This window comes from Streptomyces nigra (genome assembly GCF_003074055.1).
Lineage (GTDB): Bacteria > Actinomycetota > Actinomycetes > Streptomycetales > Streptomycetaceae > Streptomyces > Streptomyces nigra.
Genome location: NZ_CP029043.1, coordinates 1,126,175 through 1,142,762 on the forward strand (window position 1 = coordinate 1,126,175; position 16,588 = coordinate 1,142,762).

The 16,588-nt window shown below is 71.4% G+C and carries 15 protein-coding genes; 3 read left to right on the plus strand and 12 right to left on the minus strand.

Annotated elements, in window-relative coordinates; genetic code table 11:
- Positions 1–441 precede the first annotated feature (441 nt).
- The gene (locus tag DC008_RS05190) at positions 442–1,614 is read right to left on the minus strand and encodes an acyl-CoA dehydrogenase family protein (protein ID WP_108705928.1); all 1,173 of its coding nucleotides are present in this window, start codon (positions 1,612–1,614) and stop codon (positions 442–444) included.
- Positions 1,615–1,950: 336 nt separating this feature from the next.
- Between DC008_RS05190 and DC008_RS05195 the strand changes: the two genes are divergently transcribed.
- Positions 1,951–3,192 carry a glycoside hydrolase family 18 protein gene (locus DC008_RS05195; RefSeq protein ID WP_108705929.1) on the plus strand — a complete coding sequence of 414 codons (1,242 nt, stop codon included), beginning with the start codon at positions 1,951–1,953 and terminating at the stop codon, positions 3,190–3,192.
- 59 nt (positions 3,193–3,251) lie between these two features.
- Here the strand turns inward: DC008_RS05195 and DC008_RS05200 are convergent, their stop codons facing one another.
- The 5 genes from DC008_RS05200 to DC008_RS05220 form a co-directional block, all read right to left on the minus strand.
- Positions 3,252–3,911, minus strand: coding sequence for a TetR/AcrR family transcriptional regulator (locus tag DC008_RS05200; RefSeq protein ID WP_108705930.1), 660 nt, complete (start codon positions 3,909–3,911; stop codon positions 3,252–3,254).
- A 148-nt stretch (positions 3,912–4,059) separates the two neighbouring features.
- Positions 4,060–4,200, minus strand: coding sequence for an SCO1431 family membrane protein (locus DC008_RS05205; RefSeq protein WP_107096825.1), 141 nt, complete (start codon positions 4,198–4,200; stop codon positions 4,060–4,062).
- Positions 4,201–4,304: 104 nt separating this feature from the next.
- Positions 4,305–5,684: a peptidase C39 family protein gene (locus DC008_RS05210; protein WP_108705931.1), complete on the minus strand. Its 1,380-nt coding sequence runs from the start codon at positions 5,682–5,684 to the stop codon at positions 4,305–4,307.
- A 243-nt stretch (positions 5,685–5,927) separates the two neighbouring features.
- Positions 5,928–7,469: an amino acid permease gene (locus tag DC008_RS05215; protein WP_108705932.1), complete on the minus strand. Its 1,542-nt coding sequence runs from the start codon at positions 7,467–7,469 to the stop codon at positions 5,928–5,930.
- 37 nt (positions 7,470–7,506) lie between these two features.
- On the minus strand, positions 7,507–8,460 hold the full coding sequence (locus DC008_RS05220) for a hypothetical protein (RefSeq protein WP_208645812.1): 954 nt from the start codon (positions 8,458–8,460) through the stop codon (positions 7,507–7,509).
- A 195-nt stretch (positions 8,461–8,655) separates the two neighbouring features.
- Here DC008_RS05220 and DC008_RS05225 point away from each other — a divergent pair, with 195 nt between their 5' ends.
- Both DC008_RS05225 and DC008_RS05230 read left to right on the plus strand, forming a co-directional pair.
- The gene (locus DC008_RS05225) at positions 8,656–9,303 is read left to right on the plus strand and encodes a uridine kinase family protein (RefSeq protein WP_108705934.1); all 648 of its coding nucleotides are present in this window, start codon (positions 8,656–8,658) and stop codon (positions 9,301–9,303) included.
- A gap of 478 nt (positions 9,304–9,781) precedes the next feature.
- Entirely contained in the window at positions 9,782–11,641 is a 1,860-nt protein-coding gene (locus DC008_RS05230; protein ID WP_108705935.1) for an AAA family ATPase, read from the plus strand.
- Positions 11,642–11,690: 49 nt separating this feature from the next.
- Here the strand turns inward: DC008_RS05230 and DC008_RS05235 are convergent, their stop codons facing one another.
- The 6 genes from DC008_RS05235 to ribH all read right to left on the minus strand — a co-directional run bounded on the left by DC008_RS05235 (position 11,691) and on the right by ribH (position 16,504).
- Positions 11,691–12,785, minus strand: a complete 1,095-nt coding sequence (locus DC008_RS05235; RefSeq protein WP_108705936.1) for a hemolysin family protein — start codon at positions 12,783–12,785, stop codon at positions 11,691–11,693.
- On the minus strand, positions 12,782–14,107 hold the full coding sequence (locus tag DC008_RS05240; RefSeq protein WP_108705937.1) for a hemolysin family protein: 1,326 nt from the start codon (positions 14,105–14,107) through the stop codon (positions 12,782–12,784). The genes DC008_RS05235 and DC008_RS05240 overlap by 4 nt, the downstream gene beginning before the upstream one ends.
- A 224-nt stretch (positions 14,108–14,331) precedes the next feature.
- On the minus strand, positions 14,332–14,778 hold the full coding sequence (locus DC008_RS05245) for a PH domain-containing protein (protein WP_108705938.1): 447 nt from the start codon (positions 14,776–14,778) through the stop codon (positions 14,332–14,334).
- Between the two features lie 29 nt (positions 14,779–14,807).
- On the minus strand, positions 14,808–15,659 hold the full coding sequence (gene hisG, locus DC008_RS05250) for an ATP phosphoribosyltransferase (RefSeq protein ID WP_108705939.1): 852 nt from the start codon (positions 15,657–15,659) through the stop codon (positions 14,808–14,810).
- 52 nt (positions 15,660–15,711) lie between these two features.
- Entirely contained in the window at positions 15,712–15,984 is a 273-nt protein-coding gene (locus tag DC008_RS05255) for a phosphoribosyl-ATP diphosphatase (RefSeq protein ID WP_003988914.1), read from the minus strand.
- Positions 15,985–16,018: 34 nt separating this feature from the next.
- A complete protein-coding gene (gene ribH / locus DC008_RS05260; protein ID WP_004002733.1) occupies positions 16,019–16,504 on the minus strand; it encodes a 6,7-dimethyl-8-ribityllumazine synthase in 486 nt (161 codons plus the stop codon).
- Positions 16,505–16,588: the final 84 nt, after the last annotated feature.

The window sequence follows — 16,588 nt, forward strand, 5'->3', positions numbered from 1 at the left end:
GCCGCGCGCGTTCCTGAAGTCTCTTCACCGCCCCGCACCATGGCACCGCACTGCGCGCCGTGGTGCGGGAGTCGTGCGCACGCCGCCCGTCAACAGGCCGTGCGCCGGGGCGTGTTGACGTTCGGCGTGCGCGCGCGGGCCCTACCCGCCGTGACGGGTGTGGCCGCGAACGCACGCCCGAATCCCCGGGGCGGTGACTTGTCCGGCTGCCTCCGCGTTGCCCGGGTATGCCCCCCACCTACTCCGCGACCGGGCCCCAGCGACGCGTCTTCGTGCCGCGCCCCACGGGAACGCTTCAGCCGCCGGCGCCCCCGCAGCAGCAGGATCCGCCCATCTACCGCGACCTGATGCGGATGTGGGCGGACCGCGGCCGGACGCTGCCCGGACACCACGACCCGGAGTGGATCCGGCTCGCGGCGCCGCAGGTCAAGCGCGGGCAGTTCAGCGTGACTCGGGACCCGCTAGGTGACGGGCGATGACCATCCGCTGGATCTGGTTGGTGCCCTCGACGATCTGCAGGACCTTGGCCTCGCGCATGTACCGCTCGGCCGGGAAGTCGGCGGTGTAGCCGTACCCGCCGAGGATCTGGACGGCGTCGGTGGTGACCTTCATCGCGGTGTCGGTGCAGTGCAGCTTCGCCATGGCGGCCTGCTTGGCGAACGGCCGGCCCTCGTCCCGCAGCCGCGCGGCGGCCAGGTACAGGGCGCGGCCGGCCTCGATCTGCGTGGCCATGTCGGCGAGCATGAAGCGCAGGCCCTGGAAGTCGGCGATCGGTTTGCCGAACTGCCGACGCTGGGTCGCGTAGGTGACGGCCTCGTCCAGCGCCGCCTGGGCCACGCCGATCGCGCAGGCCGCGATGCCGAGCCGGCCCGAGTCGAGCGCGGACAGGGCGATCGCGAAGCCCTGGCCCTCCTCACCGAGGCGCCGGTCGTCGCCGACCCGGACGCCGTCGAAGTGGACCTGCGCGGTGGGCGAGCCCTTCAGACCCATCTTCTTCTCCGGCGGTGCCGCGCCGACCCCCTCGGCGTCGCCGGGCACCAGGAACGCGGTGATGCCGCGCGGGCCCTCCTCGCCGGTGCGGGCCATGACGGTGTAGAAGTCGGCGACGCCGCCGTGGGTGATCCACGCCTTGGTGCCGGTGATCACCCAGTCGTCGCCGTCCCGGACCGCCTTGGTGCGCAGGGAGGCCGCGTCGGAGCCGGACGCCGGCTCGGACAGGCAGTAGGCGCCGAGCAGGCCGCCGCCGAGCATCGCCGGCAGGAACCGGCTCCGCTGCTGCTCGGTGCCGTAGGCGGCGAGGGCGTAGCTGGCGAGGGTGTGCACGCTCACCCCGAGTCCGACGGTGAGGCGGGCCGCGGCGAGCTCCTCGAGGACCTGGAGGTAGACCTCGTACTCCTGGTCGCCCCCGCCGTACTCGTGGGCGTAGGGCAGGCCGAGCAGGCCGGAGTCGGAGAGCAGGGTGAAGACCTTGCGCGGGAAGAGTCCGGCCTCCTCCTCCTCGGCGGCCTTCGGGCGGATCTCGCGCTGCGCGATGTCGCGGACGAGCGAGATCAGATCCCGGGCCTCGTCCGAGGGCAGTAGGCGGTCCACCGGCTGCGGGGCGCGGTCGGTCATGGCGACGATCCTCCCTGTCGGGCACGTCGGCGGACGTATCGCCGTGGGTATGGCGGCTCCGCCAGGTCTCTCGGGTGCCAGTCCGATGCTCGCCAACTCCGGGTCTCGGAGGCTGCTGACCAGCGGCTGTGCGCTGTGAGTATGCCCGATCGGACGCATGCCGTCACCAGTTAACGACCGCTCACTCCGAGACGTGTCCAGCACGTTATGGCAGGCGGATTGGTCCGAACCATTGACGTACTGGTCTAGTCCTCCTACCGTGACGGAGCGGTTCCCATCATCGCGTTCATGCCAATCGGCTCAGCTCCCCTCTCCCCACGGAGGAGACACACCCCGATGCACTTCTCACACCCCCCACGCTCCCGGTTCCTGGCGCTCGTGTCCGCCGCCTGCGCGGCGGTCCTCGGCGCCGGACTGCTCGCCGGGGCGGGCCCCGCCACCGCCGAGCCCGCCTCCCCCGCCCCACGGGCCGCCGCCGGTTCCAAGGTCGTCGGCTACTTCACCGAATGGGGCACGTACGACCGCAAGTACTACGTCAAGAACATCGAGACGTCCGGGTCCGCGGACAGACTGACCCACATCAACTACGCCTTCGGCAACGTCACCGGCGGCAAGTGCGCGATCGGCGACTCCTACGCCGCGACGGAACGCACCTACACCGCCGCCGAGTCGGTGGACGGCGTCGCCGACACCTGGGACCAGCCGCTGCGCGGCACCTTCAACCAGCTGCGCGAGCTGAAGAAGAAGCACCCGGGCCTGAAGGTCCTGTGGTCCTTCGGCGGCTGGACCTGGTCGACCGGGTTCGGTGAGGCCGCCCGCAACCCGGCCGCGTTCGCGCAGTCCTGCTACGACCTGGTCGAGAACTCCAAGTGGGCCGACGTCTTCGACGGCATCGACATCGACTGGGAGTACCCGAACGCCTGCGGCGCCACCTGCGACACCAGCGGCCGGGACGCGTTCAGGAACCTGATGTCGGCGGTCCGCGCCAAGTTCGGCTCCGGCAACCTGGTCACCGCGGCGATCACCGCGGACGCCACGAGCGGCGGCAAGATCGACGCGGCGGACTACGCGGGCGCCGCCCAGTACGTCGACTGGTACAACCCGATGACGTACGACTTCTTCGGCGCCTGGGACGCGACCGGTCCCACGGCTCCGCACTCGGCGCTGACCTCGTACTCCGGCATCCCGAAGGCCGACTTCCACAGCTCGGCGACCATCGCCAAGCTCAAGGGCCTCGGCGTCCCGTCGTCCAAGCTGCTGCTCGGCATCGGTTTCTACGGCCGCGGCTGGACCGGCGTCACGCAGTCGGCACCCGGCGGCACCGCGACGGGCGCCGCGCCCGGCACGTACGAGGCGGGCATCGAGGACTACAAGGTGCTGAGGAGCAGGTGCCCGGCGACCGGCACGGTGGGCGGCACCGCGTACGCCAAGTGCGGTGACCAGTGGTGGAGCTACGACACCCCGGCCACCGTCGGCACGAAGATGACCTACAAGGACCAGCAGGGCCTCGGCGGCACCTTCTTCTGGGAGCTGAGCGGCGATACCGCGAACGGCGAGCTGATCAAGGCCATCAGGTAACCGGTCCGACGGGGGACTCGGGGCGGAGGACCACGAGCCTCCGCCCCTTGCCGTGCCGGTCAGGGCGCGCGGCGTGCCGGCTGCGGGGCCCGGTAGGCGGGGTCGAGCTCCTCGACGGCGCGCAGGGATCCGCCCAGGGTCTTCACCAGCAGCTCGCGCATGGTGTCGCGGGACAGTTCGGGGCGGTCGATCCAGTCGAGGGTGGCACCCTCCACGCTGCACACCCAGGCCAGCAGGCCCATCCGCGCGAGCGGGGCGATGTCGGTACGGCCGTACGCGCCCTCCGCGATGGTGGCGACGATCGCCTCGCGCACGCCGTCCCGGACGGAGTGCACCTCGGTGTCGAAGCCGACGCCGCCGCTGACGATCGTGCGGTACGCGGCCTGGTTGTGCTCGGCGTAGCGCAGATAGCTGTCGATGGTGCGGTGCACACGGTCCACCGGCTCCAGCTCGCCGCCGCTCGCCGCGAAGGTGACCAGGTCGGCCACGGAGTCCTGGATGATCGCGAGGTAGTAGCCGCGCTTGGACTGGAAGTAGTAGTAGATGAGCCCCTTGGCCACATGGGCCTGCCGGGCGATGTCGTCCATGGAGAGCGCGTCGTAGGACGTGTCGGCGAACAGCTTCCGCCCGATGGCGATGAGTTCGGCACGGCGCGCCATCGAACGCTCGGTGCCGCGGGCCCTGGGACGGGCCGCGTCGCGCTGTTGACTAATATTCAATTTCGACCCTGTTATCCAACGGGCGGCGGGACATCCCGGCAGTATGGCAGACGTGCGCCAGCTGCCTGTTCGAGTGTGATCGAGGCTGACGGGTCCGCTCACGGCAGGGTCGGTATATGTCCGGCCCGGAGGCCCGATGTGGGTCAGCTCACAGCAGTCCGAGCTGAGTGACGAGCATGGCGAGCACCACGACGAGGGTCCAGCCCATGAGGTGCTCGAAGATCTTGGGGCCGTCTTCCCGGGGTCCGCCCGTGCGGACGCGGCCCGCCGAGGTGGAGTGCGCGGTCATATGCCCCACCTTGCCACCGCCAACCGCCTGTGCGGCCGAGACGTTGCCCACAGCGCCGTTGAGCAGACAGGGCCCCGGTCGGCCCGGAGCCCTGTCGGATCGGCTCAGCGCACGCCCACCGCCGCGAGCGCGGCACGCTGGCGGGGCGTCGGCCGCGCCGGGAAGTACAGGTAGCAGACGCCGCCCGTGCCGGAGACGACCTTGCCGCTCGCGTTGTAGCGCTTGGTCCGGAGCCAGATGTTCTCCCACTCGCGCCGCTGGTAGACGCGCCGCACGGCCTCGTTGGTCGGCGAGTTGGGGTCGTTGGCGATCACGTCGCCGTCGGCGGTGAAGCCGACGACGGTCATGAGGTGCCCGGAGGTGCCGTATCCGGCCCCGGTCAGCTCCTCCGCGAGGAACGACTGGGACGTTATGGCCGGGATGCCGGCGGCGATCAGCGTCTCCAGGTCGGTCAGCGAGCCGAGCCGGGTGACCACGCCCTGGAGGCCATCGAAGGTGGCCGCGTAGGCCGCGTTGAACGGCCAGTTCCCGCAGCCCTCGTACTGGTGGTCGTAGGTGAAACGGGCGGCATGGCAGACCTGCGGGTCCGTGAACTCCGGGTTCACCCAGGCCAGTTGCTCGGGGGTGAGCCGACCGCCCCAGTACTCGATGATCATCTGCGAGGAGGTGGGGCTGCACCAGGCCTCGCCACCGTTGTCGTACTCCGGGTACTGGCCGACGTGCAGCTCCTGCGAGTAGCGCGGGACCTTCAGCTCGCGGGCGAGGCCGGGTTCGGAGGCGGGGACGGTGAAGCGGTCCGGCACGTCGGAGCCCATCACACCGGCCAGCCAGACCTTCGGGGTGACCTTGGTTCCGGGCTTGCGGTACAGGGTCAGCCGCAGCCGGTACGAGGCGAGGCGCAGCCCGGTCGCCGGGTCGTCGATCGCGAAGGTGTCCGTCCAGACGCTGCTGCGGTCGTCGCTCTGGTCATCGACGGAGGTGCGGCGGATGTCCTGGTCGCCGGCCGCCCAGCGCCCCATGACGTACCAGGGGGTGGCGGTGCCGTCGGAGTAGGTCCCCTTGAGCTCGATCTGGATCCAGCTCCCGGCCGGCGTGTGCGCGTTCCAGGACGCGATGGCCTCGGTCGCCGGGACGGAGAGGCGGTGGACGGGGGACGTCCAGGTCGCGTACTCCCAGCGGGCCGTCTTCCCGGTGTGCGGATCCGTGTGGTCGGTGGTGCCCGCGGGGGTGCCGATCACCAGGCCGGGGCGGGCGCCGGCGACGGCGCGGGTGCCCGCGGCGGTGCCGCCGCGCCAGTCCGTGTACGAGGTCCAGGCATGGTTGTCGACCTGGCGGGCGGCGGCCCGGTCGGGGCGGCCGGGCCGGCCGGTGTCGGGCCCGACGGCGGTGCCGGCGGCGGCCGCGGGTCCCGCGGCGCCGGTGACGGCGGTGGCCACCGCTGCCGCCAGAACGATTCTGCGGGACGGTTGTTCGGCTGAGCTCATGGGCGGGAGACCCCCAGGTGTCGAGTCGGGTGGGTCCGGTGCACGGGTGTGCGGCAACTATGGCTGCATGAGGCACCGTCCGCCAGCACTTCGACCCCGGGCGCGCCCGCCAATATTGGTCTCGACCACTGGCATGACCTGCGGTTGTGTACGGACGTGCCTGTCATGTCCGACCCCGGCCCGGGTGCGCCCGGGCCCCGGCGTACACCGGGACGGCGTACGCCGGGGGCCTGTGACGCGGCCTCAGACGAGGTCCATGGCGGCGACCTCGTCGGGGCGGCCGTAGCTCACCGGGCCGTGGAAGCGGCGCCGCGCCGAGGTGAACCACCACAGCGTCGCCACGCCCAGGACGCCCGCCAGGACGACCGGGGCGTAGTTGAACGAGGTCACCGTGATCGGCGCGGCGTGCGGCAGCATGAACAGCACGCTGCTGAACAGGATCCAGGCCACCGCCACCACCCCGACGGGCCGGCCCCAGCGGCCCAGGTGCCAGGGGCCGGGCTGGAAGGCGTCGCCGAGCCGCAGCCGCAGCAGGATCGGGATGCCGTAGGCGAGGAAGAGCCCGACGACGTTGATGCTGACGATGGCGGTGAACGCCGTGCGCGACCACCAGCCGGGCAGGACCAGCACGAGCGAGCAGCCGACCGCGAGCCACACCGCGTTCACCGGGGTGCGGGTGCGCGGGGACACCGAGTGCCACCAGCGGGAGCCCGGCATCGCGCCGTCCCGGGAGAACGCGAAGATCTGCCGGGCGTTGCTGGTGAGGTTGGCCAGTCCGCAGAACAGCATGGCGCCGATCACGATGAGCAGCAGTGCCTTCGCGGCGGCCAGACCGACCCCGTCGATCAGGATGCGCACGGGAGGGGAGTCTGCCGCCGCCACCCGGTCGTAGTCCCGGGCGCTGTAGACGAGGGCGCACATCAGTACGAGACCGGCCAGTGCCGAGGAGGCGATGGAACGGGTGATCCCCTTCGGCGCGTTGACGGTCGCCCGGACCGTTTCCTCGGACATGTGGAAGCTGCCGTCGAAGCCGGTGAACGTCCAGCTGGTGACGAGCAGTCCGAGCATGCCGCCGTAAAGGCCTGTCGTGAAACCGGTGTTGTTCGCGAAATGGGTGACGAACGACGCCGGCTGGTGCTGATCGGGCACGGTGACGAGGGCGGTCACGATGACCGCCAGCCCGATGAGCAGCCACCACACGGAGATCCGGTTCAGCACGGCGACCAGCTGCACGGTGTAGGTGTTGGCGAGCCCCTGCGCCACGATGATCAGGGCCGTGATCAGCACCGTCCGGTGGCCGGTCGGCTCGTAGCCGGGCCACTGCAGCGTGATCAGGGCCTGCAGGAAGATGGCGGCGGCGTACCCGGTGGCGGCCGTCCCACCGACCTGGCCGGCGAAGTTGAGCCAGCCCGTGTACCAGGACCAGGCACCCTTGTGCCGGCGGGCGAGTTTCCCCGCCGAGAAATACAGGGCACCGCTCGTCGGATAGGCCGAGGCGACTTCCGCCATCGATGCCCCCACGAAGAGCACCATGACGGAGACACCGATCCAGCCGAAGACGAGAATTGCGGGACCGCCCGCATTCCAACCGAATCCGAAACCGGAGAAGATTCCGGCTACGACATTGATGACGGTGAAGGATATGGCGAAATTGTCGAACGCCTGAAAACGACGTGTGAGTTTCCTCGGATAACCCATCGCATGCAGGGTCGCGTCGTCGTCCAGGGCGATCGGATCCACTGCCCCGCGCGCCCGGGCACGCGAGGCCGATATCCGTGAGGACACGGGTCGGACCTTCCTCTCGGTGGGGGGTGGAGGGCCGTCAGGTGCCCGGGACGGGCAGCCCACAGGCTCGGCGCGCCCGGGACAGCTCGTCGGCCGGGTCGCCGAAGGCGGCCCAGGGCATGCGCGAGGCGTACGGCCCCATGGCCGTGAACGCCGTACGCGCCTCCTCCTCACGCCGGGCCATGACCAGGGCGTGCGCGAGGTACGCGAGGTCGAGGACCGGGGTGAAGGCGTAGTCGGCCACGGTGGGCAGCCAGTCGCGGTGCAGGGCGACCGCGGTGGCGCGCCACTGCGGCTGCTCCCAGACTCGGTCGGCGAGCAGCCGGGTCGGGTCGTAGCACTCGACGAGGGCGACCAGGGGCAGCAGCCCCAGGGCCGAGCCGGCCGGGGCGCGCTGGCCGAGGAAGGCGGCCACGTCCCAGGCGGCCGTCACCGACCCGCCGTGGCGGGGGAAGAAGCAGGCGAGGAAGCGATGATGGGCCTCGCGGTGCCAGGGGTCGAGCGACAGGACGTGCGCGAAGAGGCGCCACGGCCCGGGCGGCGCGGTGAGCAGACCCCTCGGGGCCGCGTCCCGCAGCCGGTGCAGCCGGGCCATCGCCAGCTTGGCCACCCAGGGGGTCGGATCGGCGGGGTCGGTGTGCGCGGCCCGGTCGCAGGCGGCCAGCGCGATCCGCTCCAGGGCCTCGGCCCGCGGGTCGTGCGCGTCGGCCGCGCGCAGGGCCCGTACGACCGCGACCCGCGCCCACAGCAGGGATGCCTCGGGGCCGGGCTCCTCCGCCAGCCAGCGTTCCACCAGGTCGGAGTCGGCGGCCTCGGAGGCGAGGACCAGCGAGCGGTGGGCCCGCAGCGCGAAGTCGCCGCGGGTTTCCGCCAATGCCTCGCGGGCGCCCAGATATCGCCCGGCCCGGACCTCGACGCAAACGCGCGCGAGCACCCGGTCGTCGGCCGCCGGATGCCACACGTACTGCCCCTCGAATAACCCCGCGGTCATCGGTCCCAGCCCATCCCCCGTTGTGACACGTCACCGTTGTGCACCAGGCACCCTACTCAGCGTCGCCCACCTCCGGAACATCGATTTCACCGTGGTTGGCCGGAGTTTTTCGACGGCAATGGAGAAATCGCGGAGTAGTTCAAAGCGACACGTTTTCTCATCACGGTCCGGACTCGGTTCCGGCCGCCCACTAGAATGTTGCGGCACCTCGGTCCAGCACTCCCTCCGACTTCGGGAAGAACGATTCACGACCTCGCCTCCCGGCTCCGCCGGCTGTCCCCCTCCTGCGGCCCGGTCCGGCTGATCGCCGTCGACGGGCACGCCGGTTCCGGGAAGTCCACGTTCGCCGGGGAGCTGGCGCGCTCCCTCGGCGGTGCCCCGGTCCTCCATCTCGACGATCTCGCCTGTCACGACCAGCTGTTCGGCTGGACCGACCGGCTCATCGCCCAGGTGATCGAGCCGCTCACCCGCGGCCGCACCGCCCACTACGCCCCCTACGACTGGCGGGCCCGCCGCTTCGGAACCCCGGTCGCGCTGCCGCCCGATCCCGTGGTCGTCGTCGAGGGAGTGGGCGCGGGCCGCCGCGCACTGCGGCCGTATCTGGCCCGGCTGCTGTGGATGGAGCTGCCGGCCGAGGAGTCCTGGGCCCGCGGCCGTGCCCGCGACGGGGAGGAACAGCGGGAGTTCTGGGACGGCTGGGTCACGGCCGAGCGCGCGCACTTCGCCGCCGACCCCTCCCGGCCCTTCGCCGACCTCCTGGTCCGGCAGGGAGAGCCGAGAGAAGAGGGTGAGCCGGGATTGAAGGGGTTCAAGGTGACTCCCGGGCCTGCCGTGACGCCCTGAACCGACCGTCCTGTCACCCACCGTGACGACCCATCGACAATGTGCTGAACTTGTGAAGGCACGCTCCCCGGCGACTTCCCGGAGTGCCTCAACTCGGCTTGACCCAAGGGCCGTACAGGTCTTACGTTCTCAATGAGCGGACAAGAGAAACCGCTCTCCAGACGCGAAGCCCCCGGTTGTTCCCCCGTGATCGGGGGCTTCGTTCTGCCCGGACGGCGTTTCCCGGCGCCGAGAGGGGCGATCCGATCACCCTCGGTCACCGCCGCGCGCTCCCCCGATGTGCTCCCACCACCCCCGACGGCCTGTGCCGCACCCTGGGGCGCACCACGCCCTCGCAGGTACGATGCCCACGGTGCGACCTACGGACGGCTGCTCTGCGCACCGTGGCAACTCCGGTCCGCGGTACGGCGGTTCGATACCGGCGGCCGGGGGCGAGCGGTCGGCCAACCGACGGGGGGCACGGTTTGTGGGGGACGTGATGGACTTCGGCACGCAGGGCCCGGAGGCCCCGGCCGACCTCGCCTGGCTGCGAGGTGTGGACGCCTACACGATGGGAGCGTATCCGCAGGCGGAGGAGGAGTTCCGCACCGCGGTGCGGATCGATCCCGGGATGGCCGACGGCTGGCTGGGCCTGCACGCGCTGCGGGTGGACACGACGACCGCGCTGCTGCGGATGTTCCGGCACCGGGACCGCTTCGGGGAGCAGCGCGCCCGGCACCGCCGTACGCTCAACTCCTGGTACTGGCTGGGCTGGTGGGTGCAGCCGGTGCTGGAGAGCCCGCGCGATCTGCTGCTGGCCCACGCCTCGCACTGGCTGGACGGACGGCACGTCCCCGAGCTGGACCGCGCGCTCGCCGGGCTGCCGCCCGTGGACACCGACCACCAGGTCCGCTTTCTGCACGCCTGCCGGGCCTATCTGGTCAAGGACTGGGAGCAGCTCGTCCGGCACACCGACCCGCTGCTCGACGACCCGATGCTCGGCATCGAGGCCGGTCTGTTCGGCGGCATGGCACGGGTGCGGCTGGAGATGTACGGGCAGGCCGAACCGCTGCTCTCGGCCGCGCTGATGCGGTGCCGCAGCGAGCAGCCGCAGCGCAAGGAGCTGCGCTACTGGCTGGCCCGGGCGCTCGAGGGCACCGGCCGCTCGGCGGCGGCGCTCCCCCTCTACCGGGCGGTGCACCGCGTCGACCCGGCCTTCATGGACACCTCGGCCCGGCTCGCCGCCATCGCCGAGGGAGACGGGTACGACGACTCCGCCGACCTCGCCGCGATCACGCTGGCCGGGTTCGGGCAGGACGTCGACGGCACCGAGGGACTCGATCCGCTGTTCGGCGTCGAGGGACGCGATCTGCGGCTGTCCGAGCCCGAGCCGCCGGCCGGGCCCTTGCCGTCGGTGGCGGATCCTGCGGTGCGGGAGAAGGCTGCCGTGCCCGCGCAGTCGCTGCCCGCCGGGCCGACCGACCCCGCGTTGCTCGAGGAGGCGCTGGCCGAACTCGAGCGCATGGTGGGGCTGGAGCCGGTCAAGCGCCAGGTGAAGGCGCTGTCGGCGCAGCTGAACATGGCGCGGCTGCGGGCCGGGCAGGGCCTGCCGGTGCAGCCGCCCAAGCGGCACTTCGTCTTCTCCGGCCCCTCCGGAACCGGCAAGACCACGGTCGCCCGCATCCTGGGCCGGGTCTTCTACGCGCTCGGGCTGCTCGGCGGCGACCACCTCGTGGAGGCCCAGCGGGCAGACCTGGTCGGCGAGTATCTGGGGCAGACCGCCGTGAAGGCCAACGAGCTGATCGACTCGGCGCTCGGCGGCGTGCTCTTCGTGGACGAGGCGTACTCGCTGTCCAACACCGGCTACGGCAAGGGCGACGCCTACGGCGACGAGGCCCTGCAGGTGCTGCTGAAGCGGGCCGAGGACAACCGCGACCATCTGGTCGTGATCCTGGCGGGCTATCCCGAGGGCATGGACCGGCTGCTGGCCGCCAACCCCGGGCTCTCCTCCCGGTTCACCACCCGCGTCGACTTCCCCTCGTACCGGCCGCTGGAACTGACCGCGATCGGCGAGGTGCTGGCCGCCGAGAACGGCGACCTGTGGGACGAGGAGGCGCTGGACGAGCTGCGGTCCATCGCCGGGCATGTGGTCGACCAGGGGTGGATCGACGAGCTGGGCAACGGGCGGTTCCTGCGGACGCTGTACGAGAAGAGCTGCGCCTACCGGGATCTGCGGCTGTCGACGTACCCCGGTGCGCTGACCCGCGAGGAGCTGGCGACCCTGCGGCTGCCCGATCTGATGCAGGCGTACGGCGAGGTGCTGTCGGGGCGGGGGCCGCAGGATCCGTCCGCCCGCTGACGGATCCTGCGGCCTTGCGGCCGTCCGGCTGTCAGGCCTTGCGGCCGGTTCAGCCGGCCATGGCCTCCTCCGGTTCTCCCGTGCTGAGCCGGGGACCGGTGACCCGGCCCTCCGGCAGCTCCCGGTGGGCCGGGTCGCGGACCTCGCCCACCAGCAGCTCCAGTACGTCCTCCAGCGCGACCAGGCCGAGGACCCGGCCGGACGCGTCGGCCACCTGGGCCAGATGGGTGGCGGCCCGGCGCATGACGGTCAGGGCGTCGTCCAGGGGCAGTTCGGAGCGCAGGGTCGTCATCGGGCGCCACACGTGCTGCGGCACCGCCCGCTCGGACTCCTCCAGGTCCAGGACGTCCTTCACATGCAGATAGCCCATGAAGGCGCCGGCGCCGTTCTCTGCCGCGACCGGGAACCGGGAGTAGCCGGTGCGGGCGGTGAGGGCGACGATCTGGCCGGGGGTGACCGAGGGGCTGACGGTGACCAGCGACTCGCGCCGGAGCAGGACGTCCGTCACCGGGCGCGAGCCCAGCTCCAGGGCGTCCTCGAGCCGCTCCTGCTCCTCGGGGTCGAGCAGTCCCGCCTGGCCGGAGTCCTCGACGAGCCGGTTCAGCTGCTCGCTGGTGAACACCGCCTCGACCTCGTCCTTCGGCTCGACGCGGAACAGCCGCAGGATGGAGTTGGCGACCGCGCCGAGGGCGACGGTGATCGGCCGGCAGAAGCGGGCGAAGTACACCAGGCCGGGGCTCAGCCAGAGCGCGACCTTCTCCGGTGCCGCCATGGCCAGGTTCTTCGGCACCATCTCGCCGATCACGAGATGGAAGAAGACGACCGCGGCGAGCGCGATGACATAGGTCAGCGGATGGATCATGCCCTCGGGCAGACGCACCCACTCGAACACCGGCTCCAGCAGATGCGCCACCGTCGGCTCGGCGACCGCGCCGAGCGTCAGCGAGCAGACGGTGATGCCGAACTGGGCGGCGGCCATCATCTGCGGCAGATGCTCCAGGCCGTACAGCACCTGGCGGGCGCGGGCCGTGCCGAGCGGTTCGATCTGACTGCGGCGGACCGAGACCAGGGCGAACTCGGCGCCCACGAAGAAGCCGTTGGCGAGCACGAGCAGGGCCGCGAAGAGAAGTTGGAGGACGCTCATCGGGCGACCTCCACGACGGCGCCGGTGCGCACCAGCCGGACCCGCTCGGCCCGGTAGTGCCCGACCCGGCGCACGGACAGCCGCCAGCCCGGCAGCTCCGCCTTGTCGCCGACGGCCGGGATCCGCCCGAGCAGATCGGCGACCAGTCCGGCGACGGTCTCGTACGGGCCCTCGGGCACGTCGAGTCCTATGCGCTGCAGGATGTCGACACGGCAGCTGCCGTCGGCCTCCCAGGCGGGGCGGCCGTCCTCGGCCGGGGCCGCGGCGAGTTCGGGCAGGTCCTGCCCGTCGTGCTCGTCGCGGACCTCGCCGACGATCTCCTCGACGATGTCCTCCAGGGTCACCACGCCGGCCGTGCCGCCGTACTCGTCGACGACGACGGCGATGGGCTGCTCGCTGCGCAGCCGGCCGAGGAGCGGCTGGACCGGCAGGGTCTCGGGGACCAGCAGGGCGGGGCGGGAGATCCGGCCGAGGGGAGTGCGCAGCCGGTCCCCCGAACGGACCGCCAGTGCGTCCTTCAGATGGACCATCCCGACGATCTCGTCGATCCGCTCCCGGTAGACCGGGAAGCGGGACAGGCCGGTGGCACGGGTCAGGTTCACCACGTCCTCGGCGGTGGCCGACGACTGGAGCGCGCTGACCTTCACCCGCGGGGTCATCACATGCTGCGCGGTCAGCTCGCCGAGGGACAGGGTCCGCACGAACAGGTCGGCGGTGTCCTGCTCCAGGGCGCCGGCCTGCGCGGAGTGACGGGCCAGGGAGACCAGCTCGCCGGGGGTGCGGGCGGACGCCAGCTCCTCGGCGGGCTCGATGCCCATGGCCCGGACCAGCCGGTTGGCGACGGAGTTCAGCGCGGCGATCACCGGGCGGAACAGCCGGGCGAAGACGTGCTGCGGGCCGGCGACGAAGCGCGCGACCTGCAGGGGCCGTGACACCGCCCAGTTCTTGGGCACGAGCTCGCCGATCACCATCTGCACGGCCGAGGCCAGCAGCATGCCGACGACCACGGCTACACCGGACACCGCCCCCTCGGGGACGCCGATCGCGGTGAACGGGCCGCCCAGCAGCTGGGCCAGGGCCGGTTCGGCGAGCATGCCGACGACCAGGGAGGTGATGGTGATGCCGAGCTGGGTGCCGGAGAGCTGGAAGGACAGTTCCCGGAGGGAGGCGACGACCCGGTGGGCCCGTCGGTCGCCCTCGGCGGCGGCCTGCTCGGCGTCCGTGGCCTCCACGGTGACCAGGCCGAACTCGGCGGCCACGAAGAAACCGTTGGCGAGGATCAGGAGGAACGCGGCTGCCAGGAGCAGCAGGGGGGTACTCATGATGCCGCCGCCCCGGTATGTCGGGGGCGGGCGGCGCAGGTACTACAGGACGATCCGTCCATCGCTGGAGGGAATCACTCCTCGGGTAGCAGGGGCCTTCGAAGGACCGGTCGGACCCACGAGAGGCGGAGGCGTCGTGAGAACGCCTCCGCCACCAGATTAATCAAGACAGGGGCACTTGCGGCAGGGCGAGCGCTGCCGAGTACGCCCCTATGGGTATCGGGTCAGCCCTGTGGGCCCTCCACGGAGCGGGCCTCGGCGAGGGCGCGCAGGGCGCGGGCGTCGGCGATGGCCTTGGCCTTGGCGATACCGGGCTGGATGCCGAGCGCGGGCAGGCTGGTGCCGTCGCTCAGGTTCAGGAACACCCACGGGTCGCCGGGGCGCAGATTGACCTGGACGATCTCGGCCCAGGCCAGACGGCGCCGCGATGCGATGTTCACCACGGTGACACCGGCCTCGTCGGCGACCACCCGGACACGCGCCAGCAGGGCGAGCACGCCGAACATCAGGGCGCCGGTGAGGATGAAGCTGAGCCGCTCCCCCGGTCCGAGCTTCTCCAGCAGCAGCGCGACCGCCGCGATGACGACGAAGATCGCGGCGCCCGCGGTGAGCAGGATGACGCGCGTGCGGCCGGGCCGGAAGGTGACGGGAAGCGGGGGCAGCTCGGACATGTCGGGGCTCTCGGAAGACATCTCGTGTGTCAGAGGCGGCAGGCGTGGATCGCCGTGGTCAGGATGGCGCGGGCGCCGATGTCGTACAGGTCGTCCATGATCCGCTGGGCCTCGCGGGCCGGGACCATGGCGCGGACGGCGACCCAGCCCTCGTTGTGCAGCGGCGAGACGGTCGGAGACTCCAGGCCCGGGGTGAGGGCGACGGCCTTCTCCAGCTGCTCGACGCGGCAGTCGTAGTCCATCATCACGTACGTCCGGGCGACCAGGACGCCCTGGAGACGGCGCAGGAACTGCTGCACCTTGGGGTCGTCGGGCTCCGCGCCGGTACGGCGGATGACGGCCGCCTCGGACTTCATGATCGGCTCGCCGACGACCTCCAGGCCGGCGTTGCGCAGTGAGGTGCCGGTCTCGACGACGTCCGCGATGACCTCGGCGACGCCGAGCTGGATGGCGGTCTCGACGGCGCCGTCGAGGTGCACGACGGAGGCGTCCACGCCGTGGTCGGCGAGGTACTTGGCGACGATGCCCTCGTAGGAGGTGGCGATCGTCTTGCCCTGGAGGTCGTTCAGGTCGCCGCCGACGGTGCCCGGCTTCGTGGCGAAGCGGAACGTGGAGCGGGCGAAGCCGAGCGGCAGGATCTCCTCGGCGTCCGCGCCGGAGTCGATCAGCAGGTCGCGGCCGGTGATGCCGATGTCGAGCTGGCCCGAGGCGACGTAGATCGCGATGTCGCGGGGGCGCAGATAGAAGAACTCGACGTCGTTCTCCGGGTCGACGGTGCGCAGTTCCTTGGACTCGCGGCGCTGCTGGTAGCCGGCCTCATGCAGCATGTCCGCCGCAGGGCCGGAGAGTGAACCCTTGTTGGGGACGGCGATGCGCAGCATGAGGTCGGCTTCCTTCGTTTCGCGGGTGCGGTGGGGTGCGGGGCGGCGGGGCTCAGAGGTGGGCGTAGACGTCGTCCAGGGAGATCCCGCGGGCGACCATCATCACCTGGACGTGGTAGAGCAGCTGCGAGATCTCCTCGGCGGCGGCTTCCTTGCCCTCGTACTCGGCGGCCATCCAGACCTCGGCGGCCTCCTCGACGACCTTCTTGCCGATGGCGTGGACGCCCTTCTCGACGAGTTCGGCGGTACGGGAGGTGGCGGGATCGCCCTGGGCTGCCTTGTGCTGGAGCTCGGTGAAGAGCTCCTCGAACGTCTTCTTGGACATGGTGACGCTCAGCCTATGCCACATGTGCCGTTCGTCAGCGCCAGGGTTCGGATACTGAGCGCAGGGTCGCCGCCGTGGCCACGGCCGCGGTGACCGCCTCGTGCCCCTTGTCCTCGGAGGAGCCCTCGATCCCGGCCCGGTCCAGGGCCTGCTCCTCGGTGTCGCAGGTCAGCACGCCGAACCCGACGGGGACGCCGGTGTCGACCGAGACCTGGGTGAGGCCCTGGGTGACGCCCTGGCACACGTACTCGAAGTGGGGGGTGCCGCCGCGGATGACGACACCCAGCGCCACGATCGCGTCGTAGCCGCGGCCCGCGAGGACCTTGGCGACGACCGGCAGCTCCCAGCTGCCGGGGACCCTGAGCAGGGTCGGCTCGTCGATCCCCAGGTCGTGCAGGGCGCGCAGCGCGCCGTCGACCAGTCCGTCCATCACCTTCTCGTGCCACTGCGCCGCGATGACGGCGACCCGCAGGTCACCCACATTGCGTACGGACAGCTCCGGTGCGCCCTTGCCGCTCACGTTCTCGTGTCTCCTCGGTGTGGTCTTACAAGTCTTGCTGGTTTTACTGGTCCTGCTGGTCTTACTGGTCCTGCTGGTCTTACT

What these genes read in the sequence shown, in the direction of transcription:
- DC008_RS05205 (WP_107096825.1), bottom strand. Translation starts at nt 4,200, where the DNA reads ATGACCGCGCACTCCACCTCGGCGGGCCGCGTCCGCACGGGCGGACCC.
- DC008_RS05240 (WP_108705937.1), bottom strand. Translation starts at nt 14,107, where the DNA reads ATGAGTACCCCCCTGCTGCTCCTGGCAGCCGCGTTCCTCCTGATCCTC.
- DC008_RS05190 (WP_108705928.1), bottom strand. Translation starts at nt 1,614, where the DNA reads ATGACCGACCGCGCCCCGCAGCCGGTGGACCGCCTACTGCCCTCGGAC.
- hisG (WP_108705939.1), bottom strand. Translation starts at nt 15,659, where the DNA reads ATGCTGCGCATCGCCGTCCCCAACAAGGGTTCACTCTCCGGCCCTGCG.
- DC008_RS05225 (WP_108705934.1), top strand. Translation starts at nt 8,656, where the DNA reads ATGTTGCGGCACCTCGGTCCAGCACTCCCTCCGACTTCGGGAAGAACG.
- DC008_RS05245 (WP_108705938.1), bottom strand. Translation starts at nt 14,778, where the DNA reads ATGTCCGAGCTGCCCCCGCTTCCCGTCACCTTCCGGCCCGGCCGCACG.
- DC008_RS05195 (WP_108705929.1), top strand. Translation starts at nt 1,951, where the DNA reads ATGCACTTCTCACACCCCCCACGCTCCCGGTTCCTGGCGCTCGTGTCC.
- DC008_RS05230 (WP_108705935.1), top strand. Translation starts at nt 9,782, where the DNA reads ATGGACTTCGGCACGCAGGGCCCGGAGGCCCCGGCCGACCTCGCCTGG.
- DC008_RS05235 (WP_108705936.1), bottom strand. Translation starts at nt 12,785, where the DNA reads ATGAGCGTCCTCCAACTTCTCTTCGCGGCCCTGCTCGTGCTCGCCAAC.
- DC008_RS05255 (WP_003988914.1), bottom strand. Translation starts at nt 15,984, where the DNA reads ATGTCCAAGAAGACGTTCGAGGAGCTCTTCACCGAGCTCCAGCACAAG.
- DC008_RS05220 (WP_208645812.1), bottom strand. Translation starts at nt 8,460, where the DNA reads ATGACCGCGGGGTTATTCGAGGGGCAGTACGTGTGGCATCCGGCGGCC.
- DC008_RS05210 (WP_108705931.1), bottom strand. Translation starts at nt 5,684, where the DNA reads ATGAGCTCAGCCGAACAACCGTCCCGCAGAATCGTTCTGGCGGCAGCG.